Source organism: Lentisphaera marina, from assembly GCF_028745505.1.
In the GTDB taxonomy this organism is placed as follows: domain Bacteria; phylum Verrucomicrobiota; class Lentisphaeria; order Lentisphaerales; family Lentisphaeraceae; genus Lentisphaera; species Lentisphaera marina.
Window position 1 is genome coordinate 1,223,735 of the sequence record NZ_JAQZZL010000001.1, and the last position, 21,294, is coordinate 1,245,028.

At 38.9% G+C, this 21,294-nt stretch carries 21 protein-coding genes; 10 read left to right on the forward strand and 11 right to left on the reverse strand.

Annotation, left to right across the window (positions count from 1 at the left end; translation table 11 throughout):
* Window positions 1–184 precede the first annotated feature (184 nt).
* On the forward strand, window positions 185–2,008 hold the full coding sequence (locus PQO01_RS05100; protein WP_274312953.1) for a sugar phosphate nucleotidyltransferase: 1,824 nt from the start codon (window positions 185–187) through the stop codon (window positions 2,006–2,008).
* A gap of 12 nt (window positions 2,009–2,020) precedes the next feature.
* On the forward strand, window positions 2,021–2,977 hold the full coding sequence (locus PQO01_RS05105; protein WP_274312954.1) for a 5'-nucleotidase: 957 nt from the start codon (window positions 2,021–2,023) through the stop codon (window positions 2,975–2,977).
* Window positions 2,978–3,005: 28 nt separating this feature from the next.
* On the opposite strand, the gene PQO01_RS05110 is transcribed toward PQO01_RS05105, so the two are convergent.
* The 5 genes from PQO01_RS05110 to PQO01_RS05130 all read right to left on the reverse strand — a co-directional run bounded on the left by PQO01_RS05110 (window position 3,006) and on the right by PQO01_RS05130 (window position 5,584).
* Complete coding sequence (locus PQO01_RS05110; protein ID WP_274312955.1) at window positions 3,006–3,290, reverse strand: H-X9-DG-CTERM domain-containing protein; 285 nt, start codon at window positions 3,288–3,290, stop codon at window positions 3,006–3,008.
* Window positions 3,291–3,431: 141 nt separating this feature from the next.
* Entirely contained in the window at window positions 3,432–4,067 is a 636-nt protein-coding gene (locus tag PQO01_RS05115) for a type II secretion system protein (protein ID WP_274312956.1), read from the reverse strand.
* Between the two features lie 139 nt (window positions 4,068–4,206).
* Window positions 4,207–4,857 carry a prepilin-type N-terminal cleavage/methylation domain-containing protein gene (locus PQO01_RS05120; protein WP_274312957.1) on the reverse strand — a complete coding sequence of 217 codons (651 nt, stop codon included), beginning with the start codon at window positions 4,855–4,857 and terminating at the stop codon, window positions 4,207–4,209.
* A gap of 88 nt (window positions 4,858–4,945) precedes the next feature.
* Window positions 4,946–5,425: an H-X9-DG-CTERM domain-containing protein gene (locus PQO01_RS05125; RefSeq protein ID WP_274312958.1), complete on the reverse strand. Its 480-nt coding sequence runs from the start codon at window positions 5,423–5,425 to the stop codon at window positions 4,946–4,948.
* Between the two features lie 27 nt (window positions 5,426–5,452).
* Window positions 5,453–5,584, reverse strand: coding sequence for a type II secretion system protein (locus PQO01_RS05130; protein ID WP_274312959.1), 132 nt, complete (start codon window positions 5,582–5,584; stop codon window positions 5,453–5,455).
* 166 nt (window positions 5,585–5,750) lie between these two features.
* Here PQO01_RS05130 and PQO01_RS05135 point away from each other — a divergent pair, with 166 nt between their 5' ends.
* The 3 genes from PQO01_RS05135 to PQO01_RS05145 are packed head-to-tail and all read left to right on the forward strand — an operon-like array spanning window position 5,751 to window position 9,984.
* Window positions 5,751–6,413 carry an HAD family hydrolase gene (locus PQO01_RS05135; protein ID WP_274312960.1) on the forward strand — a complete coding sequence of 221 codons (663 nt, stop codon included), beginning with the start codon at window positions 5,751–5,753 and terminating at the stop codon, window positions 6,411–6,413.
* The gene (locus PQO01_RS05140) at window positions 6,413–8,614 is read left to right on the forward strand and encodes a DUF1592 domain-containing protein (protein ID WP_274312961.1); all 2,202 of its coding nucleotides are present in this window, start codon (window positions 6,413–6,415) and stop codon (window positions 8,612–8,614) included. Before PQO01_RS05135 ends, PQO01_RS05140 begins: the two co-directional genes overlap by 1 nt.
* 38 nt (window positions 8,615–8,652) lie before the next feature.
* Window positions 8,653–9,984 carry a DUF1552 domain-containing protein gene (locus tag PQO01_RS05145; RefSeq protein WP_274312962.1) on the forward strand — a complete coding sequence of 444 codons (1,332 nt, stop codon included), beginning with the start codon at window positions 8,653–8,655 and terminating at the stop codon, window positions 9,982–9,984.
* A gap of 231 nt (window positions 9,985–10,215) precedes the next feature.
* On the opposite strand, the gene PQO01_RS05150 is transcribed toward PQO01_RS05145, so the two are convergent.
* Window positions 10,216–11,454, reverse strand: coding sequence for an IS4 family transposase (locus PQO01_RS05150; RefSeq protein ID WP_274312963.1), 1,239 nt, complete (start codon window positions 11,452–11,454; stop codon window positions 10,216–10,218).
* A 101-nt stretch (window positions 11,455–11,555) separates the two neighbouring features.
* A complete protein-coding gene (locus tag PQO01_RS05155) occupies window positions 11,556–12,395 on the reverse strand; it encodes a type II secretion system protein (RefSeq protein WP_274312964.1) in 840 nt (279 codons plus the stop codon).
* 286 nt (window positions 12,396–12,681) lie between these two features.
* Between PQO01_RS05155 and PQO01_RS05160 the strand changes: the two genes are divergently transcribed.
* Genes PQO01_RS05160 through PQO01_RS05170 form a run of 3 tightly spaced genes read left to right on the forward strand, consistent with a single transcriptional unit; the run spans window position 12,682 to window position 15,310 of the window.
* Window positions 12,682–13,455, forward strand: a complete 774-nt coding sequence (locus PQO01_RS05160) for a sulfite exporter TauE/SafE family protein (RefSeq protein WP_274312965.1) — start codon at window positions 12,682–12,684, stop codon at window positions 13,453–13,455.
* A gap of 33 nt (window positions 13,456–13,488) precedes the next feature.
* The gene (locus PQO01_RS05165; protein ID WP_274312966.1) at window positions 13,489–14,100 is read left to right on the forward strand and encodes a PhnA domain-containing protein; all 612 of its coding nucleotides are present in this window, start codon (window positions 13,489–13,491) and stop codon (window positions 14,098–14,100) included.
* A gap of 7 nt (window positions 14,101–14,107) precedes the next feature.
* Window positions 14,108–15,310: a cytochrome P450 gene (locus PQO01_RS05170; RefSeq protein WP_274312967.1), complete on the forward strand. Its 1,203-nt coding sequence runs from the start codon at window positions 14,108–14,110 to the stop codon at window positions 15,308–15,310.
* Here PQO01_RS05170 and PQO01_RS05175 read toward each other — a convergent pair whose 3' ends face one another.
* The 3 genes from PQO01_RS05175 to PQO01_RS05185 form a co-directional block, all read right to left on the reverse strand.
* Entirely contained in the window at window positions 15,311–15,673 is a 363-nt protein-coding gene (locus PQO01_RS05175) for a putative quinol monooxygenase (protein ID WP_274312968.1), read from the reverse strand.
* A gap of 1,021 nt (window positions 15,674–16,694) precedes the next feature.
* Entirely contained in the window at window positions 16,695–16,907 is a 213-nt protein-coding gene (locus PQO01_RS05180) for a metallophosphoesterase (RefSeq protein WP_274312969.1), read from the reverse strand.
* Between the two features lie 20 nt (window positions 16,908–16,927).
* The gene (locus tag PQO01_RS05185; RefSeq protein WP_274312970.1) at window positions 16,928–17,353 is read right to left on the reverse strand and encodes a hypothetical protein; all 426 of its coding nucleotides are present in this window, start codon (window positions 17,351–17,353) and stop codon (window positions 16,928–16,930) included.
* Between the two features lie 240 nt (window positions 17,354–17,593).
* Here PQO01_RS05185 and PQO01_RS05190 point away from each other — a divergent pair, with 240 nt between their 5' ends.
* On the forward strand, window positions 17,594–19,741 hold the full coding sequence (locus tag PQO01_RS05190) for an AAA family ATPase (RefSeq protein ID WP_274312971.1): 2,148 nt from the start codon (window positions 17,594–17,596) through the stop codon (window positions 19,739–19,741).
* Window positions 19,742–19,749: 8 nt separating this feature from the next.
* Here PQO01_RS05190 and PQO01_RS05195 read toward each other — a convergent pair whose 3' ends face one another.
* Window positions 19,750–20,082 carry a helix-turn-helix transcriptional regulator gene (locus PQO01_RS05195; RefSeq protein WP_274312972.1) on the reverse strand — a complete coding sequence of 111 codons (333 nt, stop codon included), beginning with the start codon at window positions 20,080–20,082 and terminating at the stop codon, window positions 19,750–19,752.
* A 495-nt stretch (window positions 20,083–20,577) separates the two neighbouring features.
* Here PQO01_RS05195 and PQO01_RS05200 point away from each other — a divergent pair, with 495 nt between their 5' ends.
* A complete protein-coding gene (locus PQO01_RS05200; protein WP_274312973.1) occupies window positions 20,578–21,192 on the forward strand; it encodes a YagK/YfjJ domain-containing protein in 615 nt (204 codons plus the stop codon).
* Window positions 21,193–21,294: the final 102 nt, after the last annotated feature.

Sequence of the window (21,294 nt, forward strand, 5' to 3'; positions counted from 1 at the left end):
AAATGATGTAGCTTAGGTTAAATGATACGAAAAAGAAAATTTTAAATTAAATCATGTCATATTTTGGACTAGCCATGCCTAAGTTCAAGCATATTTTTTAATAAAATGTTCTATTTAAATGATAAAAGTCAATATAAATACAGTTCGGTATCTTTAGAGAGCTTAACTTCAAGGGGATTTAATAATGTCAGTCAATCTATTTATAGCATCAGCGGGGTATGGTAGTCGCTTGAGACCAATTACAGAATTGTACCCTAAACCTTTGTTGCCTATAGCGGGTCAAAATTTAATAGAGCGTATGATTGATCGTGTATGTATAAATTTAGATATCAATGAGATAGGCTTAAATGTGCATTATAAGAAAGAACTTTTTGAGAAGTGGAATGAAGATAAAAACTATCAGCTTTTTGAAGAGAAAGAATTGTTAGGTACAGGTGGAGCTTTATGGAATGCGGCGAGCTTTTTTGAAAAACAGACAAGTCTGTTAATTAATGGCGATGTATTAACAGATTTTGATTGGCAAGCTATGCTTAAGGAGCATCGAGAATCGGGGAACTTAGTGACTTTAGCAGTGCAGGATAGGGAACACGAGCGTCGCGTAGGAGTAAGTGAAGATGGGCAACTGATTTGCATTGACAAAGAGATGAAAGATCCCCGAGCCGATCATTGGTTTGGTTATGCCTGTGTTGTTCTATATGAACCAGGTTTTTTGCAGTACCTACCAGCAGGCGAGTCCCATGTGGTGCCTTACTGGGAAGAGGCTTTGAAAGCTGGTGAGAGGGTTGGAGTTTATGATATAGGGCGTAATTCAGAATGGTTGGATTTGGGTAATGTTCATACATACGCCGCTGGAGTGTTCTCCAGTTTAAAAGGCGAAAAACGCTTTCTTGCAGAGCCATTATCAACTCCTTGGGACTGTCAGTTGGATTCATACTGTGTGATCGAAAAAGCTGTGAGTATTGGTAAAAATGTGAGTTTATCCAATGTGATTTTATTACCTGGCACAAAAGTTGAAGATGGTAGTGAGCTGAAAAACTGTATCCTCGGGCCAGGTCTAAAAGTAGATTTCATCTTACCTACACTGAAAAAAAGTAGCGAAGTAAAAAAAATCGGCAATGGAGGTTCAGATCGTATCTATAGTCGTCATCCCGAGGGCGTTCGTTTAGATTACTCAATAATTGATCATACAATCGAGCGTCAAGAGGATTTAACGCAGAGATTACTAAAGGCGCAAGTTTCAGTACCGGAAATCTATCAACATAGGCTACAATCAAGACAAATAATGCTGGAAGATTTGGGCGATGAAACATTTCGTTTGTGGACGCAAAATAAATCTGAAGCTGAAGTTCTAAAAATGGCTAAGTTATGTTTAGATGAATTGCTGAAGTTTCAATTTATCGATGAACCCTTGCAAGATAAGCCTTTTGATTTAGATGTTTTGTTGTGGGAGAGCTCTTACTTTTTAGAACGCTTTATATTCCGAGTGACGGGGTTGCGGGAGCAGTATGAAAACAATAAAGATCAGATTGATCAAGAACGTTTATCAATAGCAACAAGAGTGTATGCTTTAGATAAAGTTTTAATGCACCGCGATTTTCAATCAGAAAATGTGATGATTAAAAAAGGCCGAGTTTTCTTGATTGACTTTCAAGGAGCACATTATGGACCTTCTTTATATGATGCAGCTTCGTTTATCGGAGATCCATATATGAATTATAGTGATGGTATTCAAAAGCAACTGCAGACTTATTTTTTTGAACAATCAAAAAAATATCAAGCCCTTGATGGTGATTGGTCTAAGAATTATGATTTATGTGCAATACAGCGACATATGCAAGCGCTAGGTGCCTATGGCTTTTTAAGTAAGATTAAAGGCAAAAAAAGTTTTGAGGAATTTATACCAAAGGCTTTATTGATGTTGAATAAAGAATTAGCTTCTCATCGCAAAGATTTTGAAGGTCTCTACTCCTTGACTCAGGCTGCGATTTCGAAATTAAACTTACAATAAAAAAGGCTTAAGATGAAGGTGGATTTGGGACAAACTTTAGTTGTTGCGGTATCTGCAACTGCCTTGTTTGATATGTGTGAGGCAGATGAAGTTTTTCAGAAAGCTTTTGGGGAGAATCCAGAAACTGCGGTAGAAAATTATCGTGCCTACATGCTCAAGCGAGAAGAAGATGATTTAGCAGATGGTACAGCAATGCCCTTGGTTCGGGCTTTATTGGGGTTAAACCAATATCAAAAAGCAGGTGATCCACCCATTGTAGAGGTGGTGGTTATGTCTAGGAATAGTCCAGAGACAGGGGTGGTAGTTTTTAATAATATCAGAAGACGAAAGCTTAATATTAGTCGTCATGCTTTTACTGGTGGTGAATCGGTAGTGCCGTATTTAGAGGCTTACGATGTCGACCTCTTTCTGACCACAAATGTGCGAGATGCGCAAAAAGTCATTGATGCCAAAACCTGTGCGTCTGCTATTGTCCAAAAGCCACCACAGGAATCTAATTTAGAGGAAAATCAGGTGCGCTTGGCTTTTGATGGAGATGCAGTGCTCTTTGATGATAGTTCAGAGATTGTTTTTAAGGCAGAGGGTTTAGAGGGCTTTTTCGAGCACGAAAATGAAAAACAGGATGAACCCATGCCTGAAGGTCCCTACGCGCAACTTCTTCGCAGTATCTCTCAACTTCAAAAACGTCTGCCCTTTAACGTCAAATCTTCTCCAGTGCGTATTGCAATTGTCACAGCTCGGAGTGCGCCTGCCGAAATGAGGGTTATCAAAACCTTGCGAACTTGGGGAGTTTATGTGGATGAAGTTTTCTTTTTAGGCGGTCTTGATAAATCAAAAATTCTCAAGGCCTTTCGTCCACACATTTTTTTTGAGGACCAGGATCTTCATTTGGAGGAAGCTGCCAAATATGTCCCTTCTGGAAAAGTTCCTTACAAGAGTGAGTCAGAGATCCACAAGTACTTACCATGATGATTTGTAAGTACTTAATTTCAATAATCTAAAAAGTTTCCGTTACTTTATCAACTACTAAATAATAATAATTAATGATACCATTCTTACCGGCTTGTATGGTAGTCGTAGCGTACCACTGCACGTGACCATCAGCCCAAAGAATGTTAATGCCACCATTATGTCGGTTGCCAACGCCGTTGGATGTAGGCAGAAGGTTGTTATAAGAGGCTACATCATCTGTTGAGTCAGCAACAGCACCGGTTTCTACAGGTTCAAATATTTCTCCAATTTGCTTGGCAGAATTTTTTAGCTTTTGAAAGTCTGTTCCCATATTCTCCGAAGAACTCCCAAAATTACGATTATAGGTTATTACTGCTTCTTGATTAGCAAGCCCAGTTACGAGTCCGGAATTTGGGCATCGAAAAGGTGCTTCGCCACCTTCATTACCATTGCCTACAGTCTTTAATAAGGCTTATTTTTCGACTAAATAATAGTAGTCTTGAGCACCATTTTTCCCTGCTGAAATTGCTGTAGTAGAGAAGCTTTGAACATGACCATCTGACCAAAGGAGGTTGAGTGAACCATCGTGACGATCTCCAATGGCATTTTCTGAAGGCAAGTTATAAGAGACATCGACCCATGAGGTGTCATCAATGGAATCAGCGATAACTGCAGTTTCGACAGAATTCTCAATATCAGTGATTTTTACAGCTGGCTTAGCATTAAACCTAAAATCGCCAAATTTGATGTTATAGGTGGTTCCTGCTTCTTGATTAATAAAACCAGTTTCCACTTTGGTTTCTGGGCATCGAAAAGGTGCAGCGCCGGTGTAGTCGCGATGAACTTCTCCAGCAAGGTATTCAACAAGATGATCTTTCCAGCCAAGACGGCTAGTAGTATTTAAACTAGAGGCTGAAGGCATGTAATTATCGTTATCTTCAGTGTACATGTACGTGGCCATTCCCATTTGATTGTGCTGAGATTTACAAACTGCTTGACGGGATTTTGCTCTTGCTTTACCTAATGCAGGAAGGATAAGTGACGCGAGGATACCAATGATCGCAATGACGACTAAGAGCTCAATGAGTGAGAATTGTTTTGTTTTCAAGTTGCAGTTCCTTTGTAAAGTTTTCTTATACAAGGAATAGCAGTGCTGATATTCTATTTGACAGTGATTGATTTTTTTCTTTTAAAAAATAAAATTTCATGTTCAAATTAAGTGGTCATAGTCCACATGAATGGGTGGTTTACGGCTTATCTATAAGGTAGTAATAATGGTTGGATCCATTTTTTCCTGCAGACATAAATTCTGTAGATTTCCATGAAACGTGGCCATCTACCCATGCTACATTAACACCGCCATTGTGGCGATAGCCAACATCACTATCTTTAGTGTTTGAAGCTGTGTTGAAATCAGTGTCATCCAAAGAGTCTAGGGTGCTCACGGTTTCAGTCGCGTCTTCGATGGAACTGATCTGTTTTAAAGTGTTAAAGACAGCGTTATTTGAATAAAAGCGATCTGATCCAAAATAACGATTGTAAGCAGTACCTGTGGCTTGGAAAATTGTGCCACTAATATTTTCTTGACTTGGGCAGTAGAAAACTGTATTGGCAAAATTATTCCTATCTGAAGAATCTATTTTTAGGTATTCTGCAATATAAAGTTGCCAACCTTTCCATGTGCTTGAAGTCGGATGATCAACTGTAGGAAAATAGTCATCATTATCCTCAGTATACATAAAGATGGCAGTACTAATTTGTTTGTGTTGTGAGTTACAGACGGCTTGTTGAGATTTTTTTCTTGCTTTACCGAGCGCAGGTAAAATTAGTGATGCGAGGATGCCGATAATTGCAATAACTACCAAAAGTTCAATAAGAGAGAATTGTTTTGTTTTCATGTTTCTTTACCTTAATGTAATACTTGATTACAAGAGGAATCGTAGTGGGAGCATGATGTTTGACAGGGCTTTTTAAAAATATTTAACCTTAAGGTTTAATGACTTCGTAATACCAATCTGGATCACCGTTACGACCAGCTTGGATGGCAAGAGAGGTGAACCATTGTACGTGGCCGTCAGCCCAGAGTATATTTAAGCCATTATTATGGCGGTAGCCAACGCCATTTTCAGAGGGAAGGAGGCGAGAGGCCGCCGCCCAATCATTGCCATCAATGGAATCGGCGACAACTCCGGTTTCCACAGGTGAGGGGATCTCATTAATATTAATAGCGGGGTAATTATTAAAGCGGTCATCACCTAAATTTATGTTGTAAGCTGTGCCAGCTTCTTGATTGATGAATCCTGTGTTTAGTTCGGAGTTGGGGCAACGGAAAGGAGCAGAACCACCAAGCGTTCCATTGCCTTCGGTATTTAAGTAGGGTGCAATATGCATTTTCCAGCCGAGTCGGCTTGTTTGATCGACATGAGAGGAGGAAGGCATTTCGCCTTCGTTATCGTCATTATACATGAATATTGCCGCGCTTATTTGCTTTTGCTATGATTTACAAACCGCTTGCTGAGAAGTTTTTCTAGCTTTACTGAGTGCAGGCAAAAGAAAGGATGCTAGGATGCCAATAATGGCGATCACAACAAGGAGTTCTATCAGTGTAAAATTCTTTTTATGCATGGTGTGCCTCTTAGTTAAGGTATATTCTAGTTGTATTAATCCATAGCGACTATTTATTTTTTTTGACAGAAAATATCTTTTTTGTGAAAAATAACCTTATAAACTGGATGTTTTAAATGTTAGTTGCCGTCGTGCTTAAGAGCAAGAAACAAGAAGCAAGGATTAAATGAAAAATATTCGTGCAGTGATTTTTGATATGGATGGTCTTCTCCTGGATACAGAAAGGATTTGTTGTGATGTTTTATTGAAGACTTTTGATGACCATGGTGAAACAATGACCCGCGAGGAATTTATCGATTTAATTGGCTTGAATAGTAAAGAAGTGCGTTTGCGAATTAAGCAAAAGTTAGGGGATGAAATTGGCCTTGACCTATTCGTGAAAACGTGGAAAGAACGCTATTTCATGAGAACTGTTGAACAGGCAGCTCCCCTTAAAGAGGGAGTTGTAGATTTGTTGACTTACTTTAAGAGTGTTAATCTGCCTATGGCGGTGGCAACATCAACGGATCATGAAACGGCGCTGAAAAAATTAGAAAAAGCCAATTTACTTCACTACTTTTCAAATGTCGTTGGAGGAGATCAGATAGAGCGAAGTAAGCCCGCTCCGGATATCTATTTAAAAGCTGCAGAGGTTTTACAAGTGAAAGCTACTCACTGTTTAGCGTTTGAAGATTCGCGCTTTGGAGTTGAGGCTGCTTTGAAGGCAGGGATGCGAACCATTCACATTCCCGACATGGTCGAATTACCAGAAAAATTAATTTTAAGGTGCTTAGGGACCTATGGAAATTTAAGTGGCTTTCTACAAGAATATTCAAAAGGAGTAAGTTAATGCGCTCTTTAATCAGTTTGTTTATTTTTTTGCCTTTTGTACTCAGTGCCAATCCTGAACTGATTGAATCAAAGTGTTGTCGATGCCATAAACCTGGCAAAGAGAAAGGGGGCTTAGATTTACAGTCTTTAATGCCAAGAAATGATCATCTGTTGCGGTCTCCGCAAAAATGGAAAAGAGCCTTGGCTTATTTAAGAAGTCACGAGATGCCACCTAAGGATAGTAAAGCAATTAGTTTAGAAGACCGAGAGAAAATGCTTTTATGGTTAGAGGAGAGTTTAAATAAGACGTATATCTCAAGCCCGTATTATCTTGAAACACCGCAAACTCGCCGTTTAAATAAATACGAATATCTCAATACTTTACAGAACCTCTTATATTTAGACAAGCGACCAAGTTTTAATTTATTAAGTGATAATTCTGGCTATGGCTTCGATAATATAGCTGACTTATTAAGCGTAAGTTCATTAGCCATGGAGAAGTATTTAAAATGTGCTCAGCAAGTTTTAGACGACGCAATTTTAGATTACGTTCCCAAACAATATAAATGGAATTTTGATGCCGAGAGTATGGATCGCGCCCCCAAAGATAGAGGACGGGTTATACAGGGTATTCACCACCTTTGGGCCAATGCTAGCTTAAGTGTCAAAATCAACTGTGTACATCCTGGTAAATATATACTTCAAATGGAAGCCGCGGGGGATCAAGCAGGCGAAGAAAAGGTAAAGGTGAGTTTAGACATCAATGGGAAAAATCAGAAAATTCTAGAAATAGAAGCGGAATCACCACATTCACAGATTTACACCATAGAAATGGATTTGATCACAGGAGAGAATGAAATAAAAATCAGTTTTATTAATGATTATTATCAGGTAATTAAAGGTGATCGAAATTTTCATTTCCATGGTCTGAGTATCAGTGGACCCGAAAAGCTCCCGCCTTTACCAAAAAGTCATTTACGCTTAGTCCCAAATGGTGAGTCCTATGAAAAAACTATCAAAAGTTTTTTGGAGCGCGCTTACAGGCGACCAGCAACGGAAGGTGAGTTACTTAAGCTTACTAAAACATATCAAGAACTTCGTCATGCGGGTAATGATCACCTTAGTGCTGTTAAAACCTGCTTTTTAGCAATTTTGATATCACCAAAGTTTTTATTTCGTATTGAAAAAAAGCCTCACGTGGAGGAGCAGGTTCTAAATGATTATGAATTGGCATCGCGTTTATCATATTTCTTATGGTCAAGTATGCCGGATAAAGGTTTGTTTTATTTAGCCAGCAAAGGTGAGCTCAATAAAACTGAGATTCTAAAAAGTGAAGTTCGTCGGATGTTAAAGTCCTATCGTTCAAAACAATTTGTGAAAAACTTTTCTGGCCAATGGTTACACGTGCGTAATTTAGATTATGTCGACGTGAGTAATCGCAAGTTTAAAAATTGGAACGGAGCCTTACAAGATTCAATGAGGCGAGAAGTCTATGAATACTTTACTTATGTCTTATCAAATAATTTACCGATCAATTTTTTCATACGTGGAGATAAGTTGTTTGTTAATGAGAAGTTAGCCGGACACTATGGCATTAAAGGTGAATTTGAGTGGGCTATGCATAGCATTCCAGCAATAGCAGGTCGCAATAGTGTTTTGACGACTGCATCTGTGTTAACTGTAACGTCAGAGGCATCGCGAACAAGTCCCGTTAAACGAGGTAAATGGATCCTTGAGGAAATTTTAGGTTTTACCCCTCCGCCCCCGCCACCAGGTGTGCCGGCATTGGAAGAGACTCAGGAGCATCATGCGGATTTGACCGTCTCAGAGCAATTAGCTCGACATCGAGAGGATCCCGATTGTGCCGTGTGTCATTTGAGGATGGACCCGATTGGTTTGAGCTTTGAGCATTATAATGCCATAGGTGAATGGCGAGATAAATATGATAAGGGAGAAGCGATCAGTTTGGGAGGGGATCTTCCTGATGGTTCAAGCTTAAGGGGCTTTCAGGATGTCCAGGACTATCTCTTAGAAAACGAAAGTACCTTTCAGCAGACTTTTATCGAAAAACTCATGATTTATGCACTTGGGCGTGGTTTGGAACAAGGCGATTTTAGGACTCTCTACGAAATCCATGAAAAAACTAAGGGCTTGAGTTGTCGCTTAGAAGATATTATTTTAGAAATAGTTGTTTCCAAAACTTTTAGGTATAAATCATGATCGTTAAATGTAATTGTTTCAGTACGGAGGGCTAAAGAGTGAGTGCTTTTGATCGTTTTAGTCGCCGTCGGGTGCTTAAGTCTACAGGAGTATTATTAGGCTTGCCAATATTGGAAAGCTTTGCTCAAAAAGCAAGTTTCGAAGTGAAGCCGCGAGCTATATTTATTTTTTTGCCTAATGGAGTGTGGTGTCCTGATTGGAAAGTCAATGAGACTGCAAAGGACTATGTTTTTCCTAGAAGTTTAGAGAGTTTAAAAAATCATAAGAAAGACATTTTAATGCTCGGTAATTTAGGTCATGAAAAAGCTCGAGCTAATGGTGATGGCGCAGGTGACCATGCACGTAGTAGTGGAACTTTTTTGACAGCACGACAGATTTATAAAACCTCAGGTAAAAATATTCAAGCAGGTGTGTCTTTTGATCAGGTTTTGGCATCAAAAGTTCGAGGTCAGTGTGATTTTGATTCTTTAGAGTACTCGATGGAAGCAGGTGGGGTGGCAGGGCAATGTGATTCCGGATACAGTTGTGCTTACGTAAATAATATTTCTTGGGCTAATGCTCATTTACCTCTAGCGCGCGAAAGCCGCGTTAGGGATGCTTTTGAAAGATTGTTTGGAGATCCAGAAGCGCATGTTTCTCAAAGAAATAAAGCCATACTTCAGGCACGACAAAGCTCTGTCTTGGATTTGGTTCGAAGTGAAAGTAAAGATCTGATGCGAGTTATATCAAAAAATGACCGTGTAAAAATTGAAGAATACCAAGATTCTCTAAGAGATTTAGAGAAAAGCTTGAATGTGGCCTCACATACCGAACTTGATCAAGATATTGAACTCCCCGATTTTTCAAGAAATCAACGTTTGGATTACCCACGTAAAGTAAAACTATTCTATGATGTAATGACCCTTGCGCTGCAGACTAACAAGACAAGAGTGATGAGTTTGATGCTTGGTCGAGGTGGTTCCAACCTAAGGCATAAATCGCTTGGCATGGAAGAGGGACATCATGCTTTGTCACATCACCAAAATAAATCACATAAAATTGAACAGTTGAAAAAAATTGATCGTTATCATGCGGAGCATTTTGCGTATTTTTTAGATCGTTTGAAAAGTGTGCAAGAGGGAGAAAGAAATTTACTCGATAACTCCATGGTGCTCTTTGGATCTTGTATACGAGATGGTAATCGCCATGACCATCATGATTTGCCATTAATTTTAGCAGGTTCTAGTGCAGGTGGATTGAAGAGTGGAGGAAGTAAAGTTTTCGCCCAAGAAACACCCCTTTCAAATCTATTCCTCACTATTTCAGATCAATTTGGTGCTCCTGTACAAAAATTTGGGGACTCCACAGGAAGGGTGGATTTGGTGATTTGATCTGAGTATCGTAAGCATTGTTTTGTTATTCAAATAAACTCATGTGGCTGAGGGAAAGATAAAAAAATGCTACTTGTGAGTAACAAGCAGCATATAAAATAGGTATTAGTAGATTTTATTCACAATCATCCCATAAATCTTTAAAATAGCCTTATCCGCTTAACCTTTGAGCTTAGAAACTTCTCTTTTCTAAAGAGGGGGTTTAACGGTTTTTACTAAAACTGAGCTTAATTAAACACATGCTGTCCCATAGAATGCTTTATCAAAGTTAGGTAAATACGCTTGATCTGGAACTGCTTTGATCTTTGGAGGATCACTGGCTGTCCCACAAGTTTTCAAAAGAGATGATAAATCGAAATAGCTCCACAAAACACCTCGGATTAGAGTCGTAATTCTTGAAAAGGAATGTGGCCACTGAGATCTAAAAGCTAAAAACCTTAGTAAAACATACGTAAGTAGAGCCGTCCAAACTTGCCATTGAATTGCATTTTTATTATGACCTAAGAAGTCAGCTAGCTTCAAGTTTTGTTTTAGTTGTTTAAAGAAAACTTCAATACCCCATCGCGATTGATAAATAGAAGCGATAGAGCTTGGTGCCCACTGTAAATTATTACTTAGAAATTTCAGGGTCTTCATTTTTCCATCAACCTCAACATTAGTGGTAACTAATCGGAGGACTTTGGGGTAATGTTTTTCGGTATTCACCCCATTCAGTTTAATGAGTTGATCTGAAATGATATCCCCTTTAGAGGGCCGTTCCTCAATTATATCATAAGTCATATTGTCTTTAGAACGAGTCACCCAATTGACTCCTCGGGCATCAAGGTGAAAAAGGTGCTTGAAATCAACATAAGCTTTATCGAAGACAACGATTTCACCATCTTTAATGGTAGCACACATCTCCTTGGCTTCTGTTGAATCATGAGTATTAGCTTCTTTAACAATTGCATAGGAAGGTAAAAAAGTTTGAAGGTTTAATTGCATATGACATTTAGCCGCAGCTTTGCGGCGACGATGTTTGGCCCAATTCAAACAATGAGCTACTAATTGAATTGTCGTAGAATCAACCGCATATACGGCTCTTTTGAAACGTTGTGGAAAGTTTGAATTCTGTTTATCTAAACCAAAGCTAGGAAGTTGAGACTGCAGTGACTTTAAAACTTCCCAAAACAAATCTTCCGCCATTGCTGCATTTCGTGTTCGATTGGCATTTGAGAAAGTGTTTCTTTTTGGTGCTGTCGCACCTCTAATCTGAAATAATGAACTGGAGTGATAATGCAAACCATCACATACATCATTTAAACTTAGAGCATGAGAGAGCTGAGTATACAATAAACTTACGACGTGACTCCACGAACTGAATTTACGAGTCTTTATTCCATGCTTCTTAGCAAGTTTATTAACTATGTGAGGTGGGATTAATTGGCAGATCTGTTTTAAGGTTGATAGATTACTTTTGTTTGGCTTCATTGTAGTTCCTTTATTTGTGGTAATTTAAAGTACTCAATGAAGCCAGACTTACTTTCAGTTAGTCCAATTTATCATTTCTTATGGGATGACTGTGGATTTTATTAATTTCGTCCGTTTCCTCGACCAGGCTTGTCGCTTGAATCTGATCCAGAGCCAATTTCATCATCGACACTTGGATCGGAATCCTCAGCTCCGTTAGGGCCACCTTTACCTTGTCCAGGGTTGGATGAATCGACACCATCTTCATTGTTTCCGTGACCATTATTTCCTGCAGAAGCATTGCCGTTTCCATCTATCTGCCATAGATTCTCTGCAGTGCTGAGTTCAGCGTATGTGCCATCAAGTGCTATAAAATTAATTTTACGATGGTTATTAATGTCTCTGTCGTAAACGCCTTCACCTAAACTCGCAATAAGTAAAGCGTCTTCTTCAATGATATTATAGGGATTATTTTCTACAGCTTTAAAAACGAAGTCATTTAGTTTATCAATGAATTGCTTGTTGTAGTACCCTAGGAAAGCAATGGCAAATTTATCAGTCCAAAGCGGATCTTCTTCTTTGAGTTCCCAATTAATTCCAGCTTGTTCATCGCTTACATTGTAAACCCCATTACGAAGGTAATCAGTAGCGCCATTAAGGTGAGATTGATTATTCACAATATAATCATCAGATCCTTTGCAATCAAAAACTTCAAGAGAGTTTATGTAACCATATATAGGAGAAAAATTATCTAGCATGAAGCCGTCGTCTGGGTATACACCCCAGTCATCTTCGTACATGACATAAGCCAAACTAATTTGTTGGAGGTTATTAACGCAATCAGCCTTAATTGCTGATTCTCTAGCTCCTTTAAGAGTTGGGAAGATTAGGCTTGCTAATATCCCGATAATCGCAAGTGCGACTAATAGTTCTAATAATGTCATGTTGCTTTTTGTTTTCATAATACCTACTCCACTGTTTCTACCTATTCTCTATGTTAAAATTTCAACCAATTAATCTTGCGTTAAAATTACGAAAATACATAAAAAACTGAGAAGTAAATAGTTTTTTAATATTTTTTCGTGTTAAAATTTTAACAGCATTCTCTTTTTTTTGACTTCGTTTCTACAGGATTATATACAGAGATGTAGTTTTATTTTTTTTAAAGATTTTGTTGATAAATCTGCTCTTAAGTCTCTTTGACAAAAATGTGAGTTAGGTCATTATGGGGATTAAAAATGGAGTTTTATGTCTTTTATTGAGAGTCTAAGCAGTTCAGACTGGGTGTTGCTTTATGTAAGTGCTTTGATTGTAGGTTTTGCCAAGACGGGGATTACGGGGATCGGCATATTGGCGGTGCCAATATTTGCCATGGTTTTTCCTGCGGAAAAATCAGCTGGCCTATTATTGCCTGTTTTATGTGTAGCTGATTTAGTAGCAGTTTTTTATTATCGAAATCATGCCGATTGGAAGCAGATTTGGCGATTGATGCCTTGGGTGGCGGTTGGATTGTTGTCTGCGACAATGATTTATTATTTTGGTCGTCAAGAAGGTAGTATGATGGGTGATTTTATTAAAACGAGTATGAAGCCAACTATGGGGATTATTGTCCTTTTGGTACAGGCCTTTGGCCTATGGCGAAGGAATCATAAGGAAATTCCTAAAGGGAAGACTTCGGCGGGGATTGCAGGGATCGCAGCGGGGTTTACGAGTATGTTGGCCAATGCTGCGGGGCCAATAATGGCAATTTATTTATTGATGATGAAGCTACCCAAGAAAACATTTATTGGGACTAAAGCTTGGTTTTTCCTGATCATTAATTATGTAAAAATCCCTTTGATGGTAGTGGGAGCGAATTCAATTAATCAAGAAACTCTAATCCTCAACGCTAAGTTAGTGCCTGCAATACTATTGGGGAGTTTTTTAGGCGTGCGTTTAGTTAATTTAATTCCCGAAGATAAATTTCGTGTCATGGTTCAAATACTTGTATTTGCTTCTTGTTTAAAATTAATTTTTGCGTAGTGTCAATTATTAATTATTTAAGGAGAGTCTTTCATGGCTAAAGGAAAAGATGAGTTTGAAGCTCGTAAGGCAGCTATCAGTAAGTTTGGTAAAGACTTGGCGCGTCGCTGTAAATCCCAATGTGAGTTGTGTGCCGAAAGCACTAGTTTAGAAATCTTTGAAGTTCCTCCAGTAGATGAACCAGACTTTACGAAATGTGTGATGATTTGTGAAACTTGCAAAACACAGATTGAAAAGCCAGAGAGTATAAATGTAAATTATTGGCATTGCTTAAACGAAACTGCTTGGACAGAAGAACCCGCCGTTCAAGTTTTGGTTTGGCGTTTGCTTGGACATTTAAAAGCTGAAGCCTGGGCTCAGGATTTAAAAGATCAACTCTATTTAGATGAAGGAATACTTGACTGGGCTGAGAACGATGGAACGCAAAAGAAAGCAAGTCACTTCGACAGTAACAATGACCCTTTATTTGAAGGTGATTCCGTACATATTATTAAAGATCTTGAAGTGCGCGGAGCTGGCTTTACGGCTAAGCGTGGCACTGCAGTCAAGAACATCCATCTATGTTCGAATCCCGAGCATATTGAGGGGCGAGTCAATGGTACGAAGATTGTTTTAAAGACCTGTTTTTTAAAGAAAAGTAACTAGATGATTTATGAAGCTTAAGAGTTTTTCGCCATGGGAAGATGGCTTTTTTGATAATCCTTATCCGCATTTTGCAAGATTAAGAGAGAGTGAACCTGTTCACTGGAGTGATGCTTTTGATGGGTGGGTAATTACTTCCTATGATTTAGTGAAAGAAGTGGCTATATCGAACCTATTCTCTTCGGATAAACTCAATTTACTATTCAATCGTTTGAGTTCAGCGCAACAAGAGGCTATGTCGCCAATGCTTGAGAATATGCGCTATTGGGCAATTATGCTCGATGGTGACGCTCATAAGCGCATACGGACGGTGTTGAATAAAACTTTCACCGCCTCTTTTAGTGAGGGTATGCGTCAGCGTATTGAAGAGATTTGTGATGGGCTTATTGCTGAGATGCAGAAAAAAGACAGTTTCGATCTTGTCGAGGATTTCGCTTATCCCTTGCCGGCAATTTTGATTGCTTCTATTTTGGGTGTGCCAGAAGATAAGGTCGAGTGGTTCAAAGGAGTTTCAGGTGACATTAGTAAAGTCTTTAATTTAGCGAGTAACCCGGATCCCGAATGTGCAAAAAAATGCTTAGTTGCTGTTATGGAGATTACGAATTTTCTGAAAGGGATTCTATCAAAACCAGAAGACTTAATTGAAGGAACTCTTGCCAAAAGCCTAGTGGATAGTGGCTTGAGTGAGAATGAAATAATTTCAACTTTGACTCTTATGCTTGTTGCTGGACATGAAACGACTACACAATTGATTGTGAATGGGATTTATACTTTATTAAATCACCCCAAAGAGAAGGAGAGTTTGATCAATGACTTCTCTTTAATTGAAAGTGCAGTGGAAGAGGTTCTGCGCTATGAGTCCCCAGTGCAAAACATAGCGAGAGTAGCAACAAGTGATTACGTTTTAGGGGGGGTAGAAATTAAACAAGGACAGAAATTGGTGCCCTTTGTCAATGCTGCGAATAGAGATCCAAAAGTATTTAAAAATCCCGATGAATTTAAAATTGATCGAAGCCCCAATAAACATCTTGCCTTTGGTTTTGGTAAGCATTTATGTACGGGTGCTTATTTAGCTCGGATGGAAGGGGCAATTTCAATTAAAAAATTATTGCAGGCCTTTCCAAATTTGCGCTTTGCGCAAGAAGGGCAGGAAGTGAAGTGGCAGCGCAATGTGGCTTTCCGTCAAATGGAAAGCCTCATGCTAAAAGGCTAATTATTTTCTGAATCCATATTCGAGTTCAAAATATTTAATATCTAAATCTTTTAAAGGTTCTTTCAGCTGGTCGACTTCAGCTTTAGGGCCGTGGATTTCGAATTGAACTAATTCAGAGATAGTGAGAGCTTTTTCAATTATATCGCCAACGTTTTCGATATGAGCTAGGACGCCTTGGGCGTTAGTGTACGCTTCTCTGCAATGGGCAATATCCCCATTGAAGACAAAGCCATAGTAGAGGCAATCATTTTCAGAACTTGTTCGTGCTACAAATTCTTCGCAGATAGTTTTAAACTCATCCATTTTACCATCTTGAACTTTAAAGTAAGGGACGATTGAACAGCAGATGTCATTAGTGGCCATGGGGAACTCCGTTTAGTTATGATAAGTCTGCATAATGTATGGAGTTTGACTTCATTTACAACGTAAATAAAGGACTATATATCTGTAAGGGAATAAAAAAGTGGAGCATAAGTGAGTGTTCAAGGGAGATGATTGAGCATGAATTTAGATTATTCATAGTTTTTTTATGCTCAGAGCTACCGTATTTATCCTTCCTTCAGTATAAAAAACGTAGTGCCAAAAACGGTAAGAAAGTGGTAGTTTAGGTAAAAAATGGCAATGATTTGGCAAGTATTTTTTAGGCTCTTGGCTCCCTCGACCTTCTTCATGTTTAATTAAATTGGCAAAATATCCAAAAGTCATTGATCAAATTTTGAAATCCTGCTAATTATATGGTAATGATCTTAGTTCCGGTCTAACGCCATCAAATCCTCAAATAAGCCTGTTATTGAGCCTCTGCTACCAATGAAATACCAAGCTTTAACTTATCCCCGATTAACTGATTGGCAAGATCAGAATCAATCTCTAAGCTTGGATCAAAGTTGGGTTTCGTTCAGCTGGCAATAGCCGCGAGGGTTACAGATGATCCGTGTCATCGCCGATGAGGTAATCAGAATTATTGTGAATATGCCCGTGAATCCACAGTTGAGGTTTGTGTCGACGAATAAACTCTTTCATATTTGATGCGAATGCCGGAGCAACATCACTATTCACATATTCAAGAGGAGTCGATTTGTGACTGGGAGACTGATGTGTAATAACAACCGTTAGAGTTGAGGCTTTTGAGAGTTCCTTTTCGAGTTAGGCATAGGACTCCCGAAACGTATTCAGTGTGCCCTGTGGTACAAGGTGCCGTAGATGTTCATCATTTACCTGAATTTTATAATATTCATTCATAGCTTGTGACGCTCGGAACATGGGTAGTACTGAGTACCGAAAAGGTTAAAAACAGCCCATAGGCTACAGCCTAAAAACCGGACGCCGCCGATGTTCACACTGTCATTTTTAAAAAAATAGATATTGGTTTGTATACAGGATTTCTTCAAATCATCATAAGATCAGGGAAAATGTTACCATAGAACTCGTGATTGCCTGCCACATAGATCACGGGCCTTTCCGTTTGTTTACGAATCCAGTCGATAGCCCGAGTCGACTTATGGATATCACCTGCGAGCACGATGGCATCGGCATCTGTGTCGGGGATTTCAAAGGAGCAAGGCTTAAGGTGAAGGTCTGATGATATTTGAATTTTCATTAGGGATTACTTACCCAGAATCAGGGTTTCTTCTTCGTCCGGAGTTGCTCTTTGAGCATTAATAGAGCTTCATTCGTTTCCTCATTATCCTTAATTAATTTCATTCCTTCCAATTGCTTCAGTAAGCGCTCTGCGCCAGCCTCTGGATATTCTTTTTCTTGTTCAGCAATTATGTGATCAAGCCGTGCAGAAGCGTAATAGCGCACAGCGTCAACGCAGAATTTATTGAAGCTCACATCTAGTGTATCAATGAGTTTTTTATAGCGATCGTATGATGCTTTTGAAAGCTTAAATGAGCAGCTTTTTAGATCTCTCGTATTTGCACTCGTAAGTTTTACACTCTTGAATTTTTGTGCCTCTTCTTCCTCGCTTAGCAAAGGGAATTTACCTTCTTCAAATCCAACTTCATCAACTTCAGACTCCTGAATATCTTTACTCGTATTCATATTAACACCTTATTTATATTTTATTTAAAATCAATTATTTATATATTTAACTTAATTTAAATAATATTTAAAATCAATTATATATTGTTTTTTTATTACTAAAAAAATAATTTAAATGAATAATACATAGATATATAAAAAGTTATAAATTAATTTTTATAACTAATTTTATTTATAACTATTGCCGCCTTTATGCTGCCGTACTATTGTTAGGGAACCTCTTAACAGTCTGGAGTTCCTGTGAACGATATTGATTACTACTTGTGCGATTATCTTTTTTATACTAACTATAATTTTTCATTGATTAATATTGATAGAGACTATAAAAAAGAAAAAGAGCTTTTTAAGCTAAGCAAGATGAATCTCCCTCCGGTACCCAAAGACACACAGCTTCTGATAAACAGAACCGGGGCATCTGATGTCGGTATTTCTAGAAACAGTGTTGAATGGAGATTGTTGGTGGCTAACTTTTTTAGCCAAGTCTACCATTATTGCCAAACTAGGAATACTACTTTTAGACAGCTTTTAAAAAACGATCAATTCAGTGATTCACAAGTAAGAATCTCAGGTGCCCGTTTCACTAAAAACGCCATCGCCCTGGAGCCGTGGGTTGATGATTTTGTAAACTTCGATTCGAGTCAGATTAAAGTTTTTGTCATGCTTCACAACAATAAAAAGCTTATTCTCCCTGTGTTCATGGAAGGCATCAATTATTCTCCACGCCTACTCAACCACATTGGGCTATATGGACAGCAAGAGTTGCCATTAAATTCTAGAGCCGTTATTTTAACCGACTCCATTGAAATGGCTTACCGACGCAACTTTGAACTTACCCGCAATGCGAACCTACATTTTTCCTGGTGCTCTTGGTACGACAATGGAAATAATGACACTATGCAATTGGATTCAGTTGACCTATCTCCTCTGAAAAATCGTCAGATTTACTATCTAGTCATGGCACATTCTGGTATGAGTGAAAAAACCGCAATCCAGCGAGCTATCAGCTACAGTCAGACTTTAGAAAGCAAAGGTGTCGAAAATGTAAAGTACGTACTCTGGCTTAAGGGAGAGGAGAATTTCTACAACCGCCACCCGCAGGCCCCGGTGGAGCCGCGAGTTTTCGAAAAGGGTGACTTTGTAAAATTTTTCGGTGAAGCGGAAGAAAAAACAGCTGTCGCCTCCCCAGGTCCTATACGGCACTTCTATGAGGATCGTGGCAATCAAAGGCAACTACTCACACCGGTGCTGAACGAGAGGACCTGCACATTGATTTCCGGTCCTAAAGATTGCGGAAAGACCTGGTTCTCTATGAGCCTGGCAATGGCCTTGTTCAAAGGATGTCAATTTATTGACGGGTGGGATTCTCGGCTACGTGCCGATGTATTTTATGTCAGCGGCATGCTTAGTGTAGATGCTATGCAAAAGCGTTTTGATTTTCTTGGCGAGTCTCTTGGAACTAAAATCACTGCTCCCGTCCCAAATCGACTGAGCTGGGCTTCTTCGAATGAAATTTTAAACACGAGCGAAACTGAACTGGTTTGGCTTTACCGCAAAACCAAGGAAACGTTCAGCCTGGGCAACGATAACCTGGCCGCTCCACGTGTACTTATTTTAGACTCAACGTTGGTTCTGCTAGCCCTAGGAGATCCAAAGGAACCATGTCTTCAATTCAACTATTTCGTTAATTTTCTGAAAACTAACAATATCGCTTTGATTATAACCATATCTACAAAGCCTGATGACACAATATATGAGCTCCATCAATCACCCAATCAAAAAATAACTCAAGCTTACTCAACTGAGAAAGATAAGCCTGAATTCTCCCTGAAAACTCTAAAAAGTAGAGTTCGTTTCGATAGCGAAATCCTGCTGGGGGTTAGTAAAATGAAAGAAGCGAGTAAATCCATAATTCCGGTCCGGATCGTAAAATGCTTCAGGATGCCCAAAGGTACGCGGGAAAATTTTTCGCTAGAACTGTCGGTAAATCAGGACTCCGTGCAGTGGTACTTGCAGGGGCAGAAAAGCCCAATTTTGGAGAAGCTGAATTCGATTTATCAGTACAAGAATCAAGTAGTTCCCCTGACTGGACGGGAAATCGCTCTCAAACTGAAAATCAAAGAGTCGTTACTCAAAAAACATGTAGCTCAACTCAAGAATAGACTCGCTATACGGGATCCTGAGAAAAATCAATATTTTGTAGCAGTACTGGGGGGCAATGACATAGTACAGCCATTTTACTTACCGAATTATAAGCCAGTAACTAGCAAAAGCGCTGTTGAGCTGTGCCCCAATACAGGGCAATATTTTATTATTGGTCGCGGAGCTGATGGTTTGCAATTTCGTTATGATCTCCCGCATTACCAGCCACTCCATATCAAAGGCGGTTAACTGTCTTGCTAATGATCTTCTTGTGAGACTATCCACTCATAAATCTTCCAGGATTGGTACCTGATGGAAGTTCCGCCCACCATAACGCGGTGTAACCAGGGGAATTTGCCGTCGCGCTCCATGTTTTTAAATGAAGGGTGGCTGATACCGAGCATGGCAGCGGCTTCCTTTTGATCTATCAGCCGCGCGTCAATGACGGGAAGTAGCTTCCCGGTTTTTGCCAGGTGTTTGAGGTTGGCGGTGATTTCTTTAGCTTCGTCTTCTCGGATGACGCCCTCATTTATCCAGAGCTTCATGATATTGTTGAGAAGAGTAACGGTGCGGGGGCGAATGTTATTCATTTGGGACCTCCGTATGCTTATTTATTCGCATAAGATGTCCATTATGATTTATTTTTTAGTATGTACTAAGTCGGACAGATTTATGACTCTCGTTTTGACTTCAAATTACTTTTTAAATGCTGGTGAGCTTATCATTGTGTCGGGGGTATTCTTTATTATAATACAGTAAGTAGACAGAAATATGTAAATAGTAAGTAGACAGAAATAAGTAAACAGAAATAAGTAAATAGTCAGTAAGTATAAAAATATAGAGAACTATAAAACTAAAGAAGAGCCTGAGAGACAGATCTAAAACTTAATATGGTGCTGCAATAATTTAAATAGATACAAGTTCGACATCTCTCTTACTGCTGACCTTCATACATCAAATCAGAAAACTGTGAAGACAGATGTGGCCTTTGATATTGGCCGTCATTAAAAAAATAAACTTCTTGGAAATTAGATACGCAACAACTGCGACTTTACTCCTAATTCCTAAATTTAAGGAAGTTTACAATGAAGCCCCCCCACAACGATGATCAGTTTAGATCCTACCCCATCAACCCTGCAAATAACAATGAATCAAACCCAAAGATTCTTAATGTGCTTTATAATTTGATTCACAATTCAATTAGAAAACACAGCAAAGTAATTGTAACACACTTAGTTATCAATTATCCATCCATAAAACCTGAAGGTCATGAATACCCTGATCAAGCTTTTGAAGTTTTCATTAACACCTTGATTCATTTCCTCAAACGTAATGGCTTTGATCCTGTCTATGTAGCGGTCACTGAAAAAGACTCTTCACCTCACCCTCATTACCACCTGTGCCTAGCATGTGATGGCCGGTTCTTATGGTCTTTCGACAAACAGCTTCTTAAAGCTAAAGAATATTGGTGTAATGCATTGAAGATTGAATATAACCCAGGGTTGATTTATCACTGCTCTGCTACAGGCATTAACTATAAAAGAAAACGTGACATTTTTCTTGAACGTAATAACCCCAATATAGAGTGCCGCATGCAAGACACTTTCACTTATATTAGTTATTTAGCTAAACTCAGAACTAAGTTCAAAATAGGAGACCACGGTAACAGCTGGAGTTCCAGTCTATCCTTAAAGAGATAGTACTATACGGGCTGGTTTACACTGGCCCTTTCTTCACTTAAGAAAAAATGATCCTTATCATTCTTTACCCCCATCTACTAAACAACATTTAAACTGGAACAA